Source organism: Isoptericola sp. BMS4, assembly GCF_011634835.1.
In the GTDB taxonomy this organism is placed as follows: domain Bacteria; phylum Actinomycetota; class Actinomycetes; order Actinomycetales; family Cellulomonadaceae; genus Isoptericola.
Genome location: NZ_SIRP01000001.1, coordinates 4,222,634 through 4,241,458, shown reverse-complemented (window position 1 = coordinate 4,241,458; position 18,825 = coordinate 4,222,634). Strand labels below are relative to the sequence as shown.

Genomic DNA, 18,825 nt, shown 5'->3' with positions numbered 1-18,825 from the left:
GGGGTGGGAGAGTAGGACGCCGCCGAACACCCTTTCATGTGAAGGCCCACCCCCGGATACCCGGGGGTGGGCCTTCACGCATACCCCCACACCCACGCACCGCGACCCGCGACCCGCAGTCTTCGTCTCAGCACGCCGTCGGCCCCGCCGCCCAGGCCTCGGCACCGGCGGGCCCCGCTCGACCACATCGACCCGCAGACCCCGCCCGACCACACCGACCCGCAGACCCCGCCCGACCACACCGACCCGCGGGCCGCTCCGGACGACACCCGGGCACAGCGGGCACCAGCGAGTGTGGGACGACTTCGTCGGCCGGCGGTGGGATCGGTAGGCTGCGGGAGTGATCGACGCGACTGGACAGGCCGGCCCTTCGTCCGCATGGCGACGCCGGCACTTCGGAGACCTGACAGCGCTGGCGGTGCGGTCGGTGCGGCCGGACGGGGCCGCCTCGTGGCTCGACGACCGGGGCGAGCCCGACGGGAGCCGTGGCGCCGAGACGTGGATCACGTGCCGGATGGCACACATCCTGTCGGCCGCGTCCCTGCTCGGCGTCGAGGGTGCCGGGCCGGCCGCGGACAGAGCGATCGCCGGGCTGAGCACCGTCCTGGCGGACCCGGAGCACGGCGGCTGGTTCACTGCGGTCGGTCCCGGCGCCGGCGAGGTCGACGGCACGAAGTCGGCCTACGCGCACGCGTTCGTCGTGCTCGCCGGTGCCACGGGGACGATCGCGGGACGCGAGGGCGCGGCCGAGCTGCTCGACGCGGCCCTGCGCACGCTGGACGAGCGCTTCTGGGAGCCGGACCTGGGGATGCACCTGGACGAGCGCTCGCGCGACTGGACGGTCGTCGACCCTTACCGCGGCGTGAATGCGAACATGCACTCGGTCGAGGCGCTGCTCGCGGCGCACGACGCCACGGGGGAGCGCCGCTGGCTGGACCGGGCGGCGGCTGTCGCCGACCGGGTGGTCGGATGGGCGCGAACGAACGAGTGGCGGATCCCCGAGCACTTCGACTCCGCCTGGAACGTCGACCTCGAGTACAACGCCGACCGGCCGCACGACCCGTTCAAGCCGTACGGGGCGACGCCGGGGCACGGACTGGAGTGGGCCAGGCTGCTGCTGCAGGTGGACGTCGCGGCCGGCGCGCCCGGGCGGCGCACCGAGGCGGCGCGGGCGCTCTTCGACCGAGCGGTCGAGGACGGCTGGGACCGCGACGGGGGCGGGTTCGTCTACACGACGGACTGGACAGGGCGGCCCGTGGAGCCCCGCCGGTTCCACTGGGTGGCCGCGGAGGCGGTCGCCGCGGCGGACACGCTGGGCACCGTCACGGGAGACGAGCGATACGCGGGCGCGGCGGCGTCCTGGTGGGAGTGGATCGACCGCTACCTCGTCGACCATCGCTACGGGTCGTGGTTCCACGAGCTCGACACCGAGAACCGGCCGTCGGGGCGCACCTGGGTCGGCAAGCCCGACGTCTACCACGCGGCGCAGGCGGTGCTCCTGCCGGAGCTGCCGCTGACCGGGTCCTTCGGGGCGTCCGCCCGCGCGGCGGGCCCGATCCTCGCCGAGCAGGACGAGGCCGAGGCACGCCGATGAGGATCTCCGCCAAGGCCGACTACGCCGTCCGCGCCTCGGCGGAGCTGGCCGCGGCGACCGACGGCCGGCCCGTGCCCGCCGAGGCGCTGGCACGGGCGCAGGACGTCCCGCACCGGTTCCTCGAGGCGATCCTCAGCGACCTGCGGCGCGAGGGCATCGTCGCGAGCCGGAGGGGCGCGAACGGCGGGTACGTGCTGGCGCGGCCGGCGGACCGGGTGACCGTCGCGGACGTCGTGCGCGCCGTCGAGGGCCCGCTGGTGTTCGTCCGCGACGCCCGTCCCTCCGACCTCGAGTACACCGGGTCGGCGGCGTCGCTGCTGCACGTCTGGGTGGCGCTGCGGGTCAACGTCCGGGCGGTGCTCGAGTCGGTGACCCTCGCCGACCTCGCGTCCGGCACCGTGCCGGACGTCGTGCGCGACCTCACCGCGGACGACGGCGCCTGGGTCAACCCCTGAGCCGGCGAACCGCCGTGGTGTGGCGGACGCTTGACGTTTAATCCGATCGGAACGATAGGATAACTCGGTGATGCGGTGCCGGAGGGGCTGCCGCACCGACGGAGGGGAATCCTGTGCGGACACTCGTGCTCCTTGCTCTCGTGGGCCTCGGCGCCCAGCTGGTCGACGGCAGCCTCGGCATGGCCTACGGCGTCACGTCCACGACGCTGCTCCTGGCGATCGGGACCAACCCGGCCGCGGCGTCGGCCACCGTGCACCTCGCCGAGATCGGGACGACACTCGCCTCGGGTGCCTCCCACTGGCGCTTCGGCAACGTCGACTGGCGGGTCGTGCTGCGGATCGGGGTCCCCGGCGCCGTCGGGGCCTTCGCGGGGGCGACGTTCCTGTCCTGGCTCTCCACCGAGCTGGCCCGGCCGCTCATGTCCGTGCTGCTGCTCGGCCTCGGGGTCTACGTGCTGACGCGGTTCACCTTCCGGGGGCTGCGGACCGACCGGCTCGGGCAGCCGCTGCGTCGGCGCTTCCTCACGCCGCTCGGCCTCGTCGCCGGGTTCATGGACGCGACCGGCGGGGGAGGCTGGGGCCCGGTCGGCACGCCGGCCATCCTCGCGAGCGGCCGGATGGAGCCGCGCAAGGTGATCGGCTCGATCGACACCAGCGAGTTCTTCGTCGCCGTCGCGGCGAGCCTCGGGTTCCTGGTCGGGCTCGGGACCGCCGGGATCGACCCGGCCTGGGCGCTGGCGCTCCTCGTCGGCGGACTGGTCGCCGCGCCGATCGCCGCCTGGCTCGTGCGCCTCGTCCCGCCGCGCGTCCTCGGCTCCGCCGTCGGCGGCGTCATCGTCCTGACGAACCTGCGCACCCTGCTGAGCACGGACGTGCTCGCCGTCGACGCCGGTCTGCGCGACACGCTTCTCGGCCTCGTGGTCCTCGCCTGGATCGCGGCCGTGGCGTACTCGTTCGTCGAGCACCGGCGTGCCCTGGAGCGTGAGCGGACGGCCGCCCGGCGCCCGGCGCCCGAGATCACGACCTCCTGACCCCGAGGCTCCGGGACCGGCGCAGATTTCGCCCGGGCTCCGGTGGCATCAGGACGTCCTCCCGGTACCGTGGTGCCATCACGGGGGGCGGGCCTGGAGCAAGTCGTGGGAGGATCGTCATGTCCGCAACGGCGTCGTCCACTCCCGGTGGGAGCCCGGCGCGACGGGAGCTCGTCGCGCTGGCGGAGCTCCTCGGGGCAGGGACGCAGCTCCTCGTGGGCCGCTACCGGGTGGACGTCGGCACGGGCGCCTGGTGGTGGTCCGACGAGGTCTACCTGATCTTCGGGCGCGAGCCCGGCGAGGTCGAGCCCGGGCCGGAGGTCCTGCGCGCGCACCTGCATCCCGACGATCGCGATCGGCTGTCACGCACCGCGACCGTCGCCCTGGCCTCCGGGCGCCCGTTCTCGGGCGCCCACCGGATCGTCGACGACCACGGGCGCACACGCACCGTCGTCGTCACGGGGCAGGGGCGCGCGGGGGACGACGGGCACACCACGCAGGTGGTCGGCTACGTCATCGACGCGAGCCCGGTGGCGCGCGAGGCCCTCGACCGGGAGGCGCACCGTGCGGTGTCGCGGGCGTTCGTCGCGGCCGCGGCCGCGGAGCGCGCCAAGGGGGCGATCATGGCCGTGTGCGGGGTGGACGAGACGGTCGCGACCGAGGTGCTCGCCGACGCAGGGGCTCAGGTCGGGGTGTCCGGGCAGTCGGCCGGGGTGCAGATGATGCAGGCGCTCGCGCGGGGCCGGACCGACGCCGACGAGGCCGGCGACGCGGACGTCCCGGCCGTGGCGCGGTCCGTCGTCGAGGCGGCGCTCCCCGGGGAGGACGCCGCGGCGCGGGTCAGCCGCGCGCTGGCGAAGGTCCGCCCCGTGGAACGCCCGCACGGGCACGACGCGCAGCTCGCGCGCCGCCGGCCGCACACCGGCCACTGATCCCGGCGTCGCGGCGCGGCGACCGGCGGCGGTCCGGGTCCCCCGTGGGCGGAGGTTTCGTCAGGAGGACGCGCGCAGCTTGGCGCCCGCGCGCACGGCGCCCTGGCGGGCCATCCGCTTGGCGAGCACGGCGACCCCGCCCGAGACGGCCGCGAAGGTCACGGCCTGCACCATCGGGAGCTCGTCGTCGTCCACGTCGGTGGGGGCGACGTGACCCGTCGCCTTCTCCCAGACCACGCCCACGAGCTTCTGTGCCACCCATCCTGCCGCGATCGTCAGGACGACGGTCCCGACCTTGACCGCGAGCGGCTGCTCGTCGTCTGCCACAGGGCCTCCCAGGCTCGTTGCGTGCCTCGCCGGTGCGGGGCACGTCGTTCGTGCAGGTCGACCGCGCGTCGGGGACGTCACACCCCAGCCGGACGGTCGCCACCACCGTAGCGCGGCGCGGATGTGTAGGCTCGGGGGAAACGACAGGGGAGCGCCGCCCGGGCGCTGAGAGTGCGGACCACCGCAGACCCTCGAACCTGATCCGGCTAGCACCGGTGGAGGAAGTCGGGCATCTCGATCCCCGCGCGGCCTCGTACCCCCGTGGGGCGTGCGGCGCGCGGGACCCCCTTCTCGACGGCTGAGGAGGAACCCATGGACCACGGACCCACGGGCGGGGCACCGTCCCGCCGGAGCGCCGCACGACGCCGGACGACGGCGGGCGTCGCCGTCGCCGGCCTGCTGCCGCTGCTCGCGGCGTGCGGCGGGAGCGACCCCGCGGACACCGACGCGACCGGCGGGACGGACGGCGTCGTCACCCTGGTCACGCACGACTCGTTCGCGGTCTCCGAGGACGTCCTCGCGGACTTCGAGGAGCGCAGCGGGCTCACGGTCGAGCAGGTCGCCCCCGGCGACGCGGGCACGCTCGTGAACCAGCTCGTCCTCACGAAGGACGCCCCGCTCGGCGACGCCGTCTTCGGCGTCGACAACACGTACGCGACCCGCGCCGTCGACGCGGGCGTGTTCGAGCCCTACCAGCCCGCGGACCTGGCCCCGCGGGTCGCCGAGCTCGCTCCGGAGGGCCTCGACGGCACGCTCACCCCCGTCGACCGGGGCGACGTGTGCATGAACCTCGACGACACCTGGTTCGCGGACCACGACGTCGCCCCGCCGGCCACGCTCGAGGACCTCACGAAGCCGCGGTACGCCGACCTCACCGTCGTGACCAATCCCGCGACGTCGTCGCCCGGCCTGGCGTTCCTGCTCGCGACGATCGGCGCGTTCGGTACCGACGGGTTCCAGGACTACTGGGCCGACCTGCGGGACAACGGACTCAAGGTGGCGGAGAGCTGGGAGGACGCGTACTACGTCGACTTCTCCGGCGCCGGCGAGGGCGGGCAGCGGCCGGTCGCCCTGTCGTACGCGACGTCGCCCGCGTTCACGGTCACCGAGGACGGCGGGTCCTCCACCACGAGCGCCATGCTCGGCACCTGCTTCCGGCAGGTCGAGTACGCCGGCGTGCTCGCGGGCGCGGAGAATCCCGAGGGGGCGAAGGAGCTGGTCGACTTCCTGACCTCGGAGGCGTTCCAGGCCGACGTCCCGGGGCAGATGTACATGTACCCGGCGGACCCGGACGTCGAGCTGCCCGCCGACTGGCAGGAGTTCGCCCCGCTGGCCGACGAGCCCTTCGCGGTGGCCCCGTCCGAGGTCGCCGAGCACCGCGACGAGTGGATCGAGCAGTGGACGGCCACGGTCATCGGGTGAGGCGCATCCGCTGGGGGTGGCTCGGCTGGACGCTGGCGGCCGGGCTGCCGCTGGCGTTCCTCGGCGTGTTCTTCGCCTGGCCGGTGGTGGCGCTGGTCGTGCAGGGCTTCGTCGCGGAGGACGGCGCGGGCGGCCGCGTGCTCGACCTGTCCGGGTTCGCGGAGGTGCTGTCCCGGCCGCGCACGTGGCGGCTGGTGGGCCAGACCCTGGGGCAGGCGACGGCGGGCACCGCCCTGGCGGTGCTGCTGGGGGTGCCGGGAGCGTACGTGCTGTACCGGTGCCGCTTCCCGGGGCGCACGCTCGTGCGGGGCCTGGTCACGGTGCCGTTCGTGCTGCCGACCGTCGTGGTCGGTGTCGCGTTCCGGGCGCTGTTCGCCCCCGGCGGCCCGCTGGGGGCGCTGGGGCTCGAGGAGTCGTTCGCCGGCATCGTCGTCGCCCTCGTCTTCTTCAACTACGCGGTGGTGGTGCGCACCGTCGGCGGCCTGTGGGAGCGGCTCGACCCGCGTGCCGAGCAGGCGGCCCGGGCGCTGGGCGCGACGCCGTGGCGGGCGTTCCGCACGGTGACGCTGCCCGCGCTCGGCCCGGCGGTCGCGTCGGCGGCCTCGGTCGTCTTCCTGTTCTGCGCGACGGCGTTCGGTGTCGTCCTCGTCCTCGGCGGCCTGCGCTACGGCACGATCGAGACGGAGATCTGGGTGCGGACCACCCAGTTCCTCGACCTGCGCTCGGCGGCGGTGCTGTCCGTGCTGCAGCTCGTGGTGGTGGTCGGCGCGCTGCTCGTCGGGGCCCGCGCCCGGACCCGGCGCGAGCGTGCCCTGCACCTGAGCAGCGACCGGTCGGCCGCGCACCCGCTGCGGCTGCGCTCCGCCGTCGACGCGGTGCCCGCGGCCGTCACGGCCGCCGTCGTCGTGGGGCTGCTCGTGCTCCCGCTGGCGGGGCTGGTGGCCCGCTCGTTCCGTGGCCCGGACGGCACGTGGGGGCTGGACAACTACGTCGCGCTGAGCACGACCGGCGGGCGGAACACCCTCGCGGTGACGGTGTGGGAGGCGCTGGGCAACTCGCTGCGCACGGCCTTCCTCGCGGCGGCGATCGCCGTCGTCGTCGGGGGCCTGGTGGCGCTCGTGGTGTCCCGCCGGCCGCGGGCCGCCGGGGCCCGGCGCGCCGTCGGGGCGCTCGACGCGCTCTTCATGCTCCCGCTCGGCGTCTCGGCGGTGACGGTGGGGTTCGGGTTCCTCATCACCCTCGACCGGCCGCTCGGGCTCGACGTCGACCTGCGGACCTCGGGTCTGCTCGTCCCGGTCGCGCAGGCCGTCGTCGCGATCCCGCTGGTGGTGCGCACGGTGCTGCCGGTGCTGCGGGCGATCGACCCGCGGCTGCGGGACGCCGCGGCCGTCCTCGGCGCGACGCCCGGGCGCGTGCTGCGCGACGTCGACGCGTCGCTCGCGCTGCGCTCCCTGGGCCTGGCGGTCGGGTTCGCGTTCGCGGTGTCCCTGGGGGAGTTCGGGGCGACGTCGTTCCTCGCCCGCCCCGACTCCGCGACGCTGCCCGTCGTGATCTACCGGCTGATCGGGCGCCCGGGCGCGGAGAACTACGGGATGGCGCTCGCGGCGTCGGTGGTGCTCGCCGTGCTGACGGCGACGGTGATGATGCTTGCCGAGCGCCTGCGCGGCGACCGGCTCGGAGGGGAGTTCTGATGGGACCTGCGAGCCACGGCGGCCTGGCCGTGCGGGACGTCGTCGTGCGGTATCCCGCGGCCCGCGGCGGGAGCACGACGGCGGTGGACGGCGTGAGCTTGGACGTCGCGCAGGGGGAGATCCTCGCGCTGCTCGGGCCCAGCGGGTGCGGCAAGTCGTCGTTGCTGCGCGCCGTGGCGGGGCTCGAGCCGGTGGCCGCGGGTCGGGTGCTGTTCGACGGCGCCGACCTCGCCCGGGTGCCGGTGCACCGGCGCGGCTTCGGGCTGCTGTTCCAGGACGGCCAGCTGTTCCCGCACCGCGACGTCGCGCGGAACGTCGCCTACGGGCTGGAGACGGCGGGCGCGTCGCGGGCACAGCGGGAGGCGCGCGTGCGCGAGCTGCTCGACGTCGTCGGGCTGGCGGGGTACGAGCGGCGTGCGGTCGTCACGCTCTCCGGCGGGGAGCAGCAGCGCGTCGCCCTGGCCCGTGCGCTGGCGCCGCGCCCCCGCCTGCTCCTGCTCGACGAGCCGCTGTCCGCGCTGGACCGCGGGCTGCGGGAGCGGCTCGCGGTCGACGTGCGCACGGTGCTGCGCGAGACCGGCACCACCGCCGTCTTCGTGACCCACGACCACGACGAGGCGTTCACCGTGGCCGACCGTGTCGCGGTGATGGCGGCCGGCCGGGTGCTGCAGGTGGCGCGGCCCGCGGAGCTGTGGCGCGCCCCGGCGTGCCGGCAGGTGGCCGAGTTCCTCGGCTACCAGGCGTTCCTGCCCGACGGCGACGGGTGGCTCGCCGTCGGCCCGACGGGGCTGCGGGTGGTCCAGTCCGAAGAGTCCGGACCGGGCGTCGTCGCGTCGGGGGAGTGGCACGGCGTCGTGGCGGGCACCGTGCTGCGCCGCGGCCGCGCGGAGGCGACGGTGGACGTCGACCTCGGGGCGGGCGAGCAGAGGCTCGTCGCGATCGCCGACGGCGTCGAGCTCCCCGAGGACGGGGACAAGGTCCGCCTCGTCCTGGACGCGCGCCGCTGCGCCCACGTGCCCGCCTGACGGGCGGGGGTCACGCCTCGCCGGCGTCGCGCACGAGCAGGGCCACCTGCGTGCGGTTCTCCAGGCCGAGCTTGACCAGCAGGCTCGACACGTGCGCCTTGACCGTCGGGACGCTGAGGTACAGCGTGGCGCCGATCTCGGCGTTGCTGGCGCCCCGCCCGAGCTCGACCGCGACGTCGCGCTCGCGGGCGGTGAGCACGGCGAGGGCGGACCGGGCACGGTCGCGCGTGTCGCCCGACCCCGCCATCGCGTCCATGAGCCGCCGTGCGACGTCGGGCGCGAGGACGGGCTCGCCCGCGGCCGCGGCGCGCACCGCCGCGGCGATCCGGGCCGGCGGCATGTCCTTGAGCAGGTACCCGGCGGCGCCGGCCCGCAGCGCCCCGCCGACCTCCTCCGCCGTGTCGAAGGTCGTGAGGACGACGACGGCCGGCGGGGTCGGGCGCGCCCGCACCTGCCGCGTGGCGGTGATGCCGTCGACGTCCGGCATGCGCAGGTCCATGAGCACGACGTCCGCGGGGTGGGCGTCGAGCGCCGCGGGCACGTCGGCGCCGTCCGCGGCCTCGGCCACGACCCGGATGCCGTCCGAGCCGTCGAGCATCAGGCGCAGGCCCGCGCGGACGAGCGCGTCGTCGTCGACGAGCACGATCCGCACCGGGGCCTCGTCCGTCGTCGTCACGCCTCCCACGGTAGCCACGCCTCCACCACGAAGCCGCCCGACCGGCCCTGCCCGGCGTCCAGCGTGCCGCCCAGCAGCGTCGCGCGCTCGCGCAGCCCCACCAGGCCCGTGCCGGCGCCCGCCCCCGCCGTCGGCGCGTCGGACCGCCGGGCGCCGTCGTCGGCGACCCGCACCCGGACCTCCTCGCCGGGGCCGACCACGACCCCCACCCGCACGGCGGCCCCCGGCGCGTGCCGGCGGGCGTTGGTGAGCGCCTCCTGGACCACGCGGAACACCGCGGCCGCGACGGCCGGGGGTACGGCGGGCAGGTCGTCGCCCGGGGCCTCGTAGCGCACGTCGCTCCCGGCGGCGCGGGCGTCGTCCACCAGCCGGCGCACGTCGTCCAGGCCGGGCAGCGGGCCGAGGTCGTCGGGTCCCGCGCGCAGCAGGCGGATCACCTGGCGCAGGTCCTCGAGCGCGTCGCTCACGCCGGCCCGCACGCGGCCCGCGGCCTCCGCGAGCCGGGCGGGATCGGCGTCCGGCCGGTACTCCAGGGCACCGGACGTCGCGGCCAGCAGCGACAGCCGGTGCGCGAGCGTGTCGTGCATCTCGCGGGCGATCCGCGTGCGCTCGGCGGTGCGGGCCTCGGCGACACGACGCTCCTGCTCGGCCTCCGCCCGCCGGGCGCGGTCGCGCAGGGACCACAGGACGAGCGCGCGCTCGCGCGCCCATGCGCCCCACCCCAGCAGGGCCGCGTGCACCGCGACCACGCACAGCAGCCACCAGCCCAGCGGCAGGCCCACCGGCCGCCACAGCGCCTGCAGCGCGTGCCCGGCCACGCCCGCGGCCGCGACGAGGGCGGCGGTGCGGACCGGGAACCACCGGGCCACCAGGAGCGTGCCCGCCGTCGCCGCGGGGGTGGCCGCGCCCGACACGGCCGTCAGCGCGGCGAGGACGACGGCCGCGGGGACGCACCACCGCGACGACCACAGCAGCGGGAGCAGCGCGAGCGCAGCCACCGCCACCGTGACGTCCACAGCGGTGGGGGCGGCGGAACCTCCGGAGCCCTGCGTCGTGGCGGCGGTGGCCGCGGCGGTGAGCACGGCCACCGCCACCCAGGAGGTGAAGAGGACCCCGGCCGGCACCGGCGGCGGGCCGTCGTGCCGCGGCGGCGCGCAGGAGTCCGCGGCGGTCGGGTCGTCGGTCGGCAGCCGTGCAGTCATGCCGCCGAGGCTAGGGCGGCGTGGTCCAGGGCGACACCGACCAAGGTCGGGGGTGGGCGCCACCGTCGTCGGGCCGGGAACCTCCTCCCGGCCGAGGCGCCGGGGCGGGGGCCGGGACGACGCTGGGCGGGTTCCCGGCGCCGCGCCGGGAGGAAGGACGGACGACGATGACCGAGCAGGGTCTGGGGAAGGCGCCGGCGGGAGACCCGGCGACGAGCGGCCGCGCGGCGGCCGGCGGTCCGGGGCGCCCGAGGGGGCTGCTCCGCCGGCCGACGCCGGGGTGGGCCGTACCCCTGGTCGCCGCCGTGGTGGCGGCGGTCGTGTGGGTGGTCTCGCGGACGGCGGGGGCGGAGCTCGTAGCGCGGACCGGGGCCGGGACGCGGACGGTCGGCCTGGTGGACGTCGTCGTGGCGGCGCTCGTCGTGGGCTGCGCGGGCTGGGGCGTCCGGGCGGCGCTGCGGCGGCTGCCGGGCGGAGGGTCCGTGGCGTGGACCGTGCTGTGCGTGGTCGTGCTGCTGGTGTCGCTCGCGGGACCGCTCGGCGCGGCGACGACGCCGGCCATGGGGTTCCTGGTCGCCGAGCACGTCGCCGTGGGCGCGGCGGTGATGCTCGGCCTGCGGCGGTAGTCCCGTGCGTGGCGCCGGTCCGGGGCCGACGTCGTGCCCGGGCGCGCGTGCCCGGTCGACGTCGGCCCCTCGTCCGGCGCGACGTCAGTTGCGGTGCGTCCGGTAGTACCGGATGAGGGCCTGCGTCGAGGCGTCCTGCGCGGCCAGGGCGTCGTCGTCGCCGGACACGGCCGGGGCGATCTCCAGGGCCAGCTTCTTGCCGAGCTCGACGCCCCACTGGTCGAAGCTGTCGATGCCCCACACGACGCCCTGGGTGAACGTGACGTGCTCGTACAGCGCGATGAGCTGGCCCAGCACCGACGGCGTGAGCGCCGGGGCGATGATCGACGTCGTCGGCCGGTTGCCGGAGAAGACGCGCGCCGGGACGATCTCCTCGGCCGTGCCCTCGGCGCGCACCTCGTCCGCCGTCTTGCCGAACGCCAGCGCCTTGGTCTGCGCGAAGAAGTTCGCGAGGAACAGCTCGTGCACGTCCGCGCCGGGGGCGACCGCCTTGCCGTCGCCCTCGGCGTCTGCGAGCGGGTAGGCGGGCGTCGCGAAGGCGATGAAGTCCGCCGGGATGGTGCGCGTGCCCTGGTGGATGAGCTGGTAGAAGGCGTGCTGCCCGTTGGTGCCCGGCTCGCCCCAGAACACCTCGCCCGTCTGCGTGGTCACGTGCGACCCGTCCCAGCGCACCGACTTGCCGTTCGACTCCATCGTGAGCTGCTGCAGGTAGGCCGGGAACCGGTGCAGCTGCTGGGCGTACGGGAGCACGGCGTGCGTGTGCGCCCCCAGGAAGTTCGTGTACCAGACGTTGAGCAGGCCCATCAGCGCCGGCACGTTGCGCTCGAGCGGGGCCGTGCGGAAGTGCTCGTCCATCGCCCGGAAGCCGGCCAGCAGCTCGCGGAAGCGGTCCGGCCCGAACGCGATCGCCAGGGACGTGCCGATCGCCGAGTCCACCGAGTAGCGGCCGCCCACCCAGTCCCAGAACCCGAACGCGTTGGCCGGGTCGATGCCGAACGCGGCCACCTTGTCCAGCGCCGTGGAGACCGCGACGAAGTGCGCCCCCACGGCGGCCTGCTTCGCGTCCGGGTCGTCCTCGATCGCGCCCGCGGCGATGAGCCGCTCCCACAGCCAGGCGCGCGCCAGGCGGGCGTTCGTCAGCGTCTCCAGCGTGCCGAACGTCTTGGAGGCGACGATGAACAGCGTCGTCTCCGGGTCCAGGTCCGCGGTCTTCTGGGCGACGTCGGTGGGGTCGATGTTGGAGACGAACCGCACCTCCAGGTCGTCCCGCCCGTACGGCTTCAGCGCCTCGTACACCATGACGGGGCCCAGGTCGGAGCCGCCGATCCCGATGTTCACCACCGTGCGCACCGGCTTGCCCGTGATGCCGGACCATGCCCCCGAGCGCACGTCGTCCGCGAAGGCGGACAGCTTGTCGAGCTCGGCCTGCACGTCCGCGTCGACGTCCTGGCCGTCGACGACGAGCGGCGGCTGCGTGCCGGGTGCACGGCGCAGCGCGGTGTGCAGCACGGCCCGGTCCTCGGTGACGTTGATGTGCTCGCCGGCGAACATCGCCTCGACGCGCTCCGGCAGTCGCACGTCGTGCGCCAGGCGGACCAGCAGGTCGAGCGTCTCGTCCGTGACGAGGTTCTTCGACAGGTCGACGTGCAGGTCGCCCGCGACGTGGCTCATGCGCTCGGCACGGCCCGGGTCGGAGGCGAACCACCCGCGCAGGTCGCCGCGGAAGTCCTGGTAGTGGCCGTAGAGGTCGCCCCAGGCGGCCGTGGTGGTGGGGTCGACGGGGGAGGAGGTCATGGGCTCACGGTAATGACTGCGGAAGGCGGCGGCCACGGGTCGGCCACCATCCGGGCACGGCCGGTGCCCCCGACCGGTTGCGCCGGACGCGCCGGCTGCCAGGATGACGACCAGCCGGGAACCGGCCCGGCGCCCGAGCTGGAGGAACTCATGGCGCGATTCATGGTCTGGAAGTTCGACGACCCCCAGGCGGCGGACAACGCCGTCAAGGTGCTCAAGGACGGTGCCGCCGAGGGGCTGGTCAAGGTCGTCGACCACGCGGTGGTGAGCTGGCCGGAGGGTGCGAAGAAGCCGACGAGCCACGGCCAGAACGAGGACACGGCGAAGGCCTCCGGCTGGGGCGCGTTCTGGGGTCTCCTGCTGGGCGCGCTGTTCTTCCTGCCCGTCCTCGGGGCGGCGGCCGGGGCCGCGGTCGGCGGCATCACCCGGGCCCTGTCGGAGGTCGGCATCTCCGGCAAGGACATCGAGGCGATGAAGCGGGAGATCGTCCCCGGCACCTCGGCGCTGTTCGTCGTCACCGAGGCGATCGACCCCGACCGCCTCGGCGAGCGGTTCCACGGGGTCAAGGCGACCCTCGTCAGCACGAACCTCACGGAGGCCGAGCGCTCGGCCCTGCTGGAGACCTTCGGGCAGTGACCGGAGCCGACGTCGAGCGTCGCGGTCGGGACCTCATCGAGGGCGGATGAGGTCCCGACCGGGACGCCGGGTGCGTCGAGAGGTCGCCTAGACTCGCGCGGGTGACCGACCAGAACACGCCGCGGGTGCGGCTGGAGATCGCCGTCCAGGACGTCGCCGGGGCACTGGTGGCCGCCAAGGGCGGCGCCGACCGTGTCGAGCTGTGCGCGGCGCTCGCGGGCACGGGCGGGCTGACGCCGTCGGCGGGCATGGTCGCCGCCGTGAGCGACGCGCTGCGCGGCTCCGGGGTGGGAGTGCACGTGCTCGTGCGTCCCCGCGCGGGCGGGTTCACCTACTCCGGCGAGGAGCTCGACGTCCAGCTGCGGGACGTGCGCGCGGTGCTCGACGCCGGCGCGGACGGCGTCGTGGTCGGCGCGCTGACCGGCGACGGCGCGGTGGACGTCGCCGCGCTCGACGCCCTCGTGGCCGCCGCGGGCGACGCCGAGGTGACGTTCCACCGCGCGATCGACCAGCTCACGGATCCCGTGGGGGCGATGACGACGCTCGCCCGCGCGGGCGCGCGCCGGGTGCTCACGTCGGGCCGCGCCGCCCGGGCAGGCGAGGGGATCGCGGTCCTGGAGCCGCTGGCGGCCCGCGGGAGCGAGCTCGGCGTCGAGGTCATGGCCGGCGGGGGCGTGCGGGTCGAGGACGTCGCCGCGCTCGTCGGCGCACGCGTGCACGCGGTGCACCTGTCCGCACGCCGCACCGTCGCCGCCGACGGCGGCCCCGGCGGGGGCGGCGCCAGCGGCTACGACGTCACCGACCCCGCCGCCGTCGCGGCCGCTCGTGACGCCCTGGACGCCGCGACCCGGAGGGCCTGAGCCGGAGGTGCGCGACGCTCCTAGGCCGGTGGGGGAGCGGTGCTGGCGCGCTGCACCAGCGAGGTCGGCAGGCGCAGGTGCGGTTCGGGCGACCCGCCCTCGAGCAGCGCGAGCAGCATCCGCAGCGCCTCGGCGCCCATGCGGTGCAGGGGCTGGGCCACCGTCGTCAGGGGCGGGACGGAGCTCCACGACTCGGGGATGTTGTCGAAGCCCACGACCGACAGGTCCTCCGGGACGCGCAGCCCGAGCTCGTGGGCCACCTCCATGAGGTGGATGGCGGACAGGTCGTTGCCGGCGAACACGGCGGTGGGCCGCTCGCCGGACGCCGGGTCGAGCAGCTCGCGGGCGGGGGCGTCCGCGAGGTCCGGCCGATAGCCGCCCACGCGGACCAGCGCGGGGTCGACGGCGATCCCGGCCGCCTCCAGTGCCTGCCGGTACCCGAGCTCGCGCAGGCGGGCGGACTCGAGGTCGGCACGCCCGGCGAGGTGGGCGATGCGCCGGTGGCCCAGCTCGAGGAGGTGCTCGACCGCCTCCCGCGCCCCGGTGGTGTTGTCGGAGTCGACGGTCGGGGTGCCCTCCGGCCCGGTGTGGGGGTCGACGGCGACCACGGGGACGGCGACGTCCGTCGACAGCACCATCGACGGCGTCACGACGATGGCGCCGTCCACGAGCGTCCCGGCGAGCCGCGACAGTGACCGGCGTTCCCAGCCGGCCATGCCCCCGCCGTCCGTGGCGCCGGCGTACGCCAGCAGCTCGTACCCGGTGCCGCCCACCGCGGCGGAGATCCCCTTGAGCAGCTCGGTCGAGTAGGGCTCGAACTCGTCGACGAGGACGCCGACGACGCCGGTGCTGCCGCGGCGCAGGCTGCGTGCCACGAGCGAGGACTCGTAGCCGAGCTCCTCGACGACGGCGAGCACGCGCTCGGCGGTCGTGGCGGCGACGCCGTAGCGGTTGTTCACCACCTTGGACACGGTGGCGACGGAGACGCCGGCGACGCGCGCGACGTCCGAGATCGTCACGCGGCCGGCAGCGGCGGGACGGCTCGGCGGGGTCGGCTCGGCGGTGGTCTCCACGGGACGACAGTATGCCGCGCGGAGCGCTCCGTCCGGGCAGGACGGCAGGAGTCGGTGCGCCGGGTCACGAAATCGTTATCGAAAACGATTGACACAGAGGGTGCGACATCGCGAGGCTAGTGCGCGGCAACACCCGTACAGCCGCGGGTACAGATGCCGTCGTGGGTCGGTACCCGAGCGACAGGCATTCTCGACGAGGAGGATCAGTCATGAAGATGCGCGTGCGTAGGCCGCTCGCGGTCACGGCCGCCCTGGTCATGGGCGTGGGCGGGCTCGCCGCCTGCGCGGGCGGCGACGACGGCGGTTCGAATGACGAGGGCGGCCCGGTCACCCTGACCGTCTGGCACAACTCGACCACCGGCCCCGGCAAGCAGTACTGGGAGGACGCGACCGCGGCCTTCACCGAGGACCACCCGGACGTGGACTTCGAGATCCAGTCCATCCAGAACGAGGACATGGACGGCAAGCTCCAGACCGCCGCCAACTCCGGCGACATGCCGGACGTCTTCATGGCCCGCGGCGGTCAGAAGCTGGCGGACATCGTCGCGAGCGGCAACGTGAAGGACCTCACCGGCTCCCTCAGCGACGAGGCCAAGGAGTCGATGGGCGCCGCCCTGTCGGCGTTCGTCGTCGACGGCAAGAACTACGCGGTGCCGACCGCGGTGCTGCCCGGCGGCATGTTCTACTCGCAGGACCTCTTCGACGAGGCCGGCGTCGCGTCGACGCCGACGACGTTCACCGAGCTCGAGGCCGCGAACGACCAGCTCAAGGACGCCGGTATCGAGCCGATCGCGCTCGGGGCGAAGGCCGCATGGCCCGCCGCGCACTGGTTCTACTTCTTCGCGCTGCGCGAGTGCTCGCAGGAGACGATCGAGAACCTCTCCACCTCGCCGGACTTCTCGGACGAGTGCTGGCTGCGCGCCGGTCAGGACCTCGAGGACTTCGCGGCCACCGAGCCGTTCCACGAGGGCTTCCTGACCACCGACCCCCAGGAGGGGGCCGGGTCGTCGGCCGGCCTCATCGCGAACCACAAGGCCGCCATGGAGCTTATGGGCGGCTGGGACGTCGGCGTGATCGCCTCCCTGACCCCGGACGAGAAGCCGCTGCCCGACCTCGGCTGGTTCCCCTTCCCGGAGGTCGAGGGTGGCGAGGGCGACCCGACGGCGATGATGGGCGGCGTCGACGGGTTCGCCTGCTCGAACGACTCCCCGTCCGCGTGCGAGGAGTTCCTCAACTTCATCGCGACGAAGGACCAGCAGGAGAAGTACGCCGAGGCGTACCAGACCATCCCGGCCAGCACCGAGGCCCAGGGTGCCGTCGCCGACCCGGCGCTCGAGCCGATCATGGAGGCCTACAACAACGCCGCCTACGTCTCCACGTGGATGGACACCGTGCTCGGCCAGAACGTCGGCAACGCGCTGAACACGGCCGTCGTCGAGCTGCTCGCCGGCAACGGCGACGCCGCGAGCATCGTGGCGACCATGGAGACGGCCGCAGGGCGCGGGTGACGGTCGATGCCAGACTCCCAGGTCCTGGCGCCTGAGGGTCCCGCGGCCGCAGGGGACGGCACGACGCCGCCCCCTGCGGCCCGACCGGCGGGGGGACCTCCCCGCCGCGGGGCCGACTGGCGCAAGCGCGCCGAGATCGCGGTGCTCACGGGCCCCGCCATCCTCGTCTTCCTCACGTTCGTCATCGTCCCGGTGGTGATGGCGGCGTACTACGGGTTCTTCCGGTGGAAGGGCTTCGGCCCGCCCACCGACTTCGCCGGCCTGCAGAACTACACGTCGATCCTTACCGACCCGACGTTCCACGACGCGGTCCGGCACAACGCCGTCATCGTGGTCCTGTCCCTGGTGATCCAGGGCCCGGTCGCGATCCTGTTCGCCCTGCTGATGAACCAGAAGATCCGCGGGCGGTCCGTCATCCGCGTGCTGATCTTCGTGCCCTACGTGATCTCCGAGGTCATCGTCGGGACGGGCTGGGCGCTGATGATGTCGGACACCGGGGCCCTCAACACGCTCCTGGGCAGGATCGGCCTGGAGAACCTGCAGCACAGCTGGCTGGCCGACCCGAGCATCGCCATGGGCACCCTGATGCTCATCCTCACGTGGAAGTACGTGGGCTTCGCGGTCATCCTCATGCTGGCCGGCCTGCAGTCCATCCCGGAGGAGCTCTACGAGGCCGCGGCCATCGACGGCGCCTCGTTCTGGCAGCAGCAGTTCCGGATCACGCTGCCGCTGCTCGGCCCGACGATCCGCATCTGGGCGTTCCTGTCGATGATCGGTGCGCTGCAGCTGTTCGACCTGGTCAACATCATCTGGGGCCAGTACGTCGCGGCCACCGCGGGGACGTCGACCATGGCCACCTACATGTACCTCAACGGCCATCTCGCCGGGAACTACGGCTTCGGCAGCGCCGTCGCCGTGGTGCTGTTCCTGATCTCGTTGGTCGTCGCGCTGGTCTACCAGCGCTTCGTGCTGCGCCGCGACACCGAGGGCGCGCTGACCGGTGACTCCGGGCGGAAGGGGAGGAAGAAGTGAGCACCTCGACCGTGTCCGCGGCGCCGCGGCAGGCAGCGCCGTACGAGCTGCGTCCCACCAGGAAGCTCGCGTGGGGGAGCCCGGTGACCTATCTGGTCGCCGTCGTGCTGATCGGCGCGTGCCTGGGCCCCGTGGCGTACATCGTGCTCGGCGGGTTCCGGACGAACTCGCAGATCACCGAGGACCCGGCCGGGCTCCCGTCGCCGTGGGTCGTCAGCAACTACACCGACGTCCTGGCCAGCAGCGACTTCTGGGTCGCCATGGGCAACTCGACGATCTCGGCGGTGGCCACCACGGTCGGCGCCGTCGTCCTGGGCGTCATGGCGTCGTTCGTCATCGCCCGGTACGACTTCGTGGGCAAGGGAGCCATGTACTCCCTGTTCGCCGCCGGACTGATGTTCCCCATGACGGTGGCGATCACCCCGCTGTACCTCATGGTCCGCACCCTGGGGCTGACGAACTCGCTGGCAGGCGTGGTGCTGCCGCAGATCGCCTTCGCGCTGCCCGTGACCGTGATCATCCTCGTGCCGTTCCTCCGGGCGATCCCGGCCGAGCTCGAGGAGGCGGCGAGCATCGACGGCGCCAGTCGCCTCGGTTTCTTCTGGCGCATGGTCGTCCCGCTGTCCATGCCCGGCGTGATCACCGTCGGCATCCTCGCGTTCATCAACGCCTGGAACAACTACATGCTGCCCCTGTTCATCCTCAGCGACCCCGGCACGTTCACCCTGCCGCTGGGTGTGGCGAACTTCGCGTCGCAGTACTCGGTGGACACCGCCCGGGTGCTGGCCTTCACGTCGCTGTCGATGGTGCCGGCGCTGATCTTCTTCTCACTGTTCGAGAAGCGGATCGTCGGCGGCCTGACCGGCGCGATCAAGGGCTGACCTCGCATGACCCGCCACGTGTCCCTCGAAGGAGACCCCTCGTGAACCACCCCCGCCCGA

The 18,825-nt window shown here is 74.5% G+C and carries 18 protein-coding genes and 1 riboswitch; of the genes, 13 read left to right on the top strand and 5 right to left on the bottom strand.

What is annotated here, in order from left to right; all coding sequences use genetic code 11:
- Positions 1–340: 340 nt before the first annotated feature.
- From EYB28_RS19115 to EYB28_RS19100, 4 genes are all read left to right on the top strand, one after another.
- Positions 341–1,594, top strand: a complete 1,254-nt coding sequence (locus EYB28_RS19115; protein ID WP_370459498.1) for an AGE family epimerase/isomerase — start codon at positions 341–343, stop codon at positions 1,592–1,594.
- Positions 1,591–2,049: an Rrf2 family transcriptional regulator gene (locus EYB28_RS19110; RefSeq protein WP_166851264.1), complete on the top strand. Its 459-nt coding sequence runs from the start codon at positions 1,591–1,593 to the stop codon at positions 2,047–2,049. Before EYB28_RS19115 ends, EYB28_RS19110 begins: the two co-directional genes overlap by 4 nt.
- Positions 2,050–2,162: 113 nt before the next feature.
- Positions 2,163–3,080 (top strand): sulfite exporter TauE/SafE family protein, encoded by a 918-nt coding sequence (locus EYB28_RS19105; RefSeq protein ID WP_166851262.1) that lies wholly within the window; start codon positions 2,163–2,165, stop codon positions 3,078–3,080.
- 119 nt (positions 3,081–3,199) lie between these two features.
- Entirely contained in the window at positions 3,200–4,012 is an 813-nt protein-coding gene (locus EYB28_RS19100; RefSeq protein ID WP_166851259.1) for a PAS domain-containing protein, read from the top strand.
- A 60-nt stretch (positions 4,013–4,072) separates the two neighbouring features.
- Here the strand turns inward: EYB28_RS19100 and EYB28_RS19095 are convergent, their stop codons facing one another.
- A complete protein-coding gene (locus EYB28_RS19095; protein ID WP_166851256.1) occupies positions 4,073–4,339 on the bottom strand; it encodes a DUF4235 domain-containing protein in 267 nt (88 codons plus the stop codon).
- 135 nt (positions 4,340–4,474) lie between these two features.
- Positions 4,475–4,580, top strand: a riboswitch (TPP riboswitch).
- Between the two features lie 71 nt (positions 4,581–4,651).
- On the opposite strand from EYB28_RS19095, the gene EYB28_RS19090 reads away from it, so the two are divergent.
- From EYB28_RS19090 to EYB28_RS19080, 3 genes are read left to right on the top strand one after another with little or no spacing between them, the layout of a single operon-like run.
- On the top strand, positions 4,652–5,761 hold the full coding sequence (locus EYB28_RS19090; RefSeq protein WP_166851253.1) for a thiamine ABC transporter substrate binding subunit: 1,110 nt from the start codon (positions 4,652–4,654) through the stop codon (positions 5,759–5,761).
- Positions 5,758–7,452 (top strand): iron ABC transporter permease, encoded by a 1,695-nt coding sequence (locus EYB28_RS19085; protein ID WP_240930662.1) that lies wholly within the window; start codon positions 5,758–5,760, stop codon positions 7,450–7,452. The genes EYB28_RS19090 and EYB28_RS19085 overlap by 4 nt, the downstream gene beginning before the upstream one ends.
- On the top strand, positions 7,452–8,477 hold the full coding sequence (locus tag EYB28_RS19080) for an ABC transporter ATP-binding protein (RefSeq protein WP_166851250.1): 1,026 nt from the start codon (positions 7,452–7,454) through the stop codon (positions 8,475–8,477). The genes EYB28_RS19085 and EYB28_RS19080 overlap by 1 nt, the downstream gene beginning before the upstream one ends.
- A gap of 10 nt (positions 8,478–8,487) precedes the next feature.
- On the opposite strand, the gene EYB28_RS19075 is transcribed toward EYB28_RS19080, so the two are convergent.
- Together EYB28_RS19075 and EYB28_RS19070 are read right to left on the bottom strand one after the other, a co-directional pair.
- The gene (locus EYB28_RS19075; RefSeq protein WP_240930773.1) at positions 8,488–9,075 is read right to left on the bottom strand and encodes a response regulator transcription factor; all 588 of its coding nucleotides are present in this window, start codon (positions 9,073–9,075) and stop codon (positions 8,488–8,490) included.
- 74 nt (positions 9,076–9,149) lie between these two features.
- The gene (locus EYB28_RS19070) at positions 9,150–10,355 is read right to left on the bottom strand and encodes a sensor histidine kinase (protein ID WP_166851243.1); all 1,206 of its coding nucleotides are present in this window, start codon (positions 10,353–10,355) and stop codon (positions 9,150–9,152) included.
- Positions 10,356–10,522: 167 nt separating this feature from the next.
- On the opposite strand from EYB28_RS19070, the gene EYB28_RS19065 reads away from it, so the two are divergent.
- Positions 10,523–10,981, top strand: a complete 459-nt coding sequence (locus EYB28_RS19065; protein WP_240930661.1) for a DUF6069 family protein — start codon at positions 10,523–10,525, stop codon at positions 10,979–10,981.
- Positions 10,982–11,065: 84 nt separating this feature from the next.
- On the opposite strand, the gene pgi is transcribed toward EYB28_RS19065, so the two are convergent.
- Positions 11,066–12,775 carry a glucose-6-phosphate isomerase gene (gene pgi / locus EYB28_RS19060; RefSeq protein ID WP_166851240.1) on the bottom strand — a complete coding sequence of 570 codons (1,710 nt, stop codon included), beginning with the start codon at positions 12,773–12,775 and terminating at the stop codon, positions 11,066–11,068.
- 150 nt (positions 12,776–12,925) lie between these two features.
- Between pgi and EYB28_RS19055 the strand changes: the two genes are divergently transcribed.
- Both EYB28_RS19055 and EYB28_RS19050 read left to right on the top strand, forming a co-directional pair.
- Entirely contained in the window at positions 12,926–13,411 is a 486-nt protein-coding gene (locus EYB28_RS19055; RefSeq protein WP_166851237.1) for a DUF1269 domain-containing protein, read from the top strand.
- Positions 13,412–13,512: 101 nt separating this feature from the next.
- Positions 13,513–14,271, top strand: coding sequence for a copper homeostasis protein CutC (locus EYB28_RS19050; protein WP_166851234.1), 759 nt, complete (start codon positions 13,513–13,515; stop codon positions 14,269–14,271).
- A 20-nt stretch (positions 14,272–14,291) separates the two neighbouring features.
- Here EYB28_RS19050 and EYB28_RS19045 read toward each other — a convergent pair whose 3' ends face one another.
- Entirely contained in the window at positions 14,292–15,344 is a 1,053-nt protein-coding gene (locus EYB28_RS19045) for a LacI family DNA-binding transcriptional regulator (RefSeq protein WP_240930660.1), read from the bottom strand.
- 215 nt (positions 15,345–15,559) lie between these two features.
- Between EYB28_RS19045 and EYB28_RS19040 the strand changes: the two genes are divergently transcribed.
- Genes EYB28_RS19040 through EYB28_RS19030 form a run of 3 tightly spaced genes read left to right on the top strand, consistent with a single transcriptional unit; the run spans position 15,560 to position 18,765 of the window.
- The gene (locus EYB28_RS19040) at positions 15,560–16,852 is read left to right on the top strand and encodes an ABC transporter substrate-binding protein (RefSeq protein ID WP_166852793.1); all 1,293 of its coding nucleotides are present in this window, start codon (positions 15,560–15,562) and stop codon (positions 16,850–16,852) included.
- Positions 16,853–16,858: 6 nt separating this feature from the next.
- Positions 16,859–17,884: a carbohydrate ABC transporter permease gene (locus EYB28_RS19035; RefSeq protein WP_166851231.1), complete on the top strand. Its 1,026-nt coding sequence runs from the start codon at positions 16,859–16,861 to the stop codon at positions 17,882–17,884.
- Positions 17,881–18,765 carry a carbohydrate ABC transporter permease gene (locus EYB28_RS19030; RefSeq protein ID WP_166851227.1) on the top strand — a complete coding sequence of 295 codons (885 nt, stop codon included), beginning with the start codon at positions 17,881–17,883 and terminating at the stop codon, positions 18,763–18,765. The genes EYB28_RS19035 and EYB28_RS19030 overlap by 4 nt, the downstream gene beginning before the upstream one ends.
- Positions 18,766–18,825: the final 60 nt, after the last annotated feature.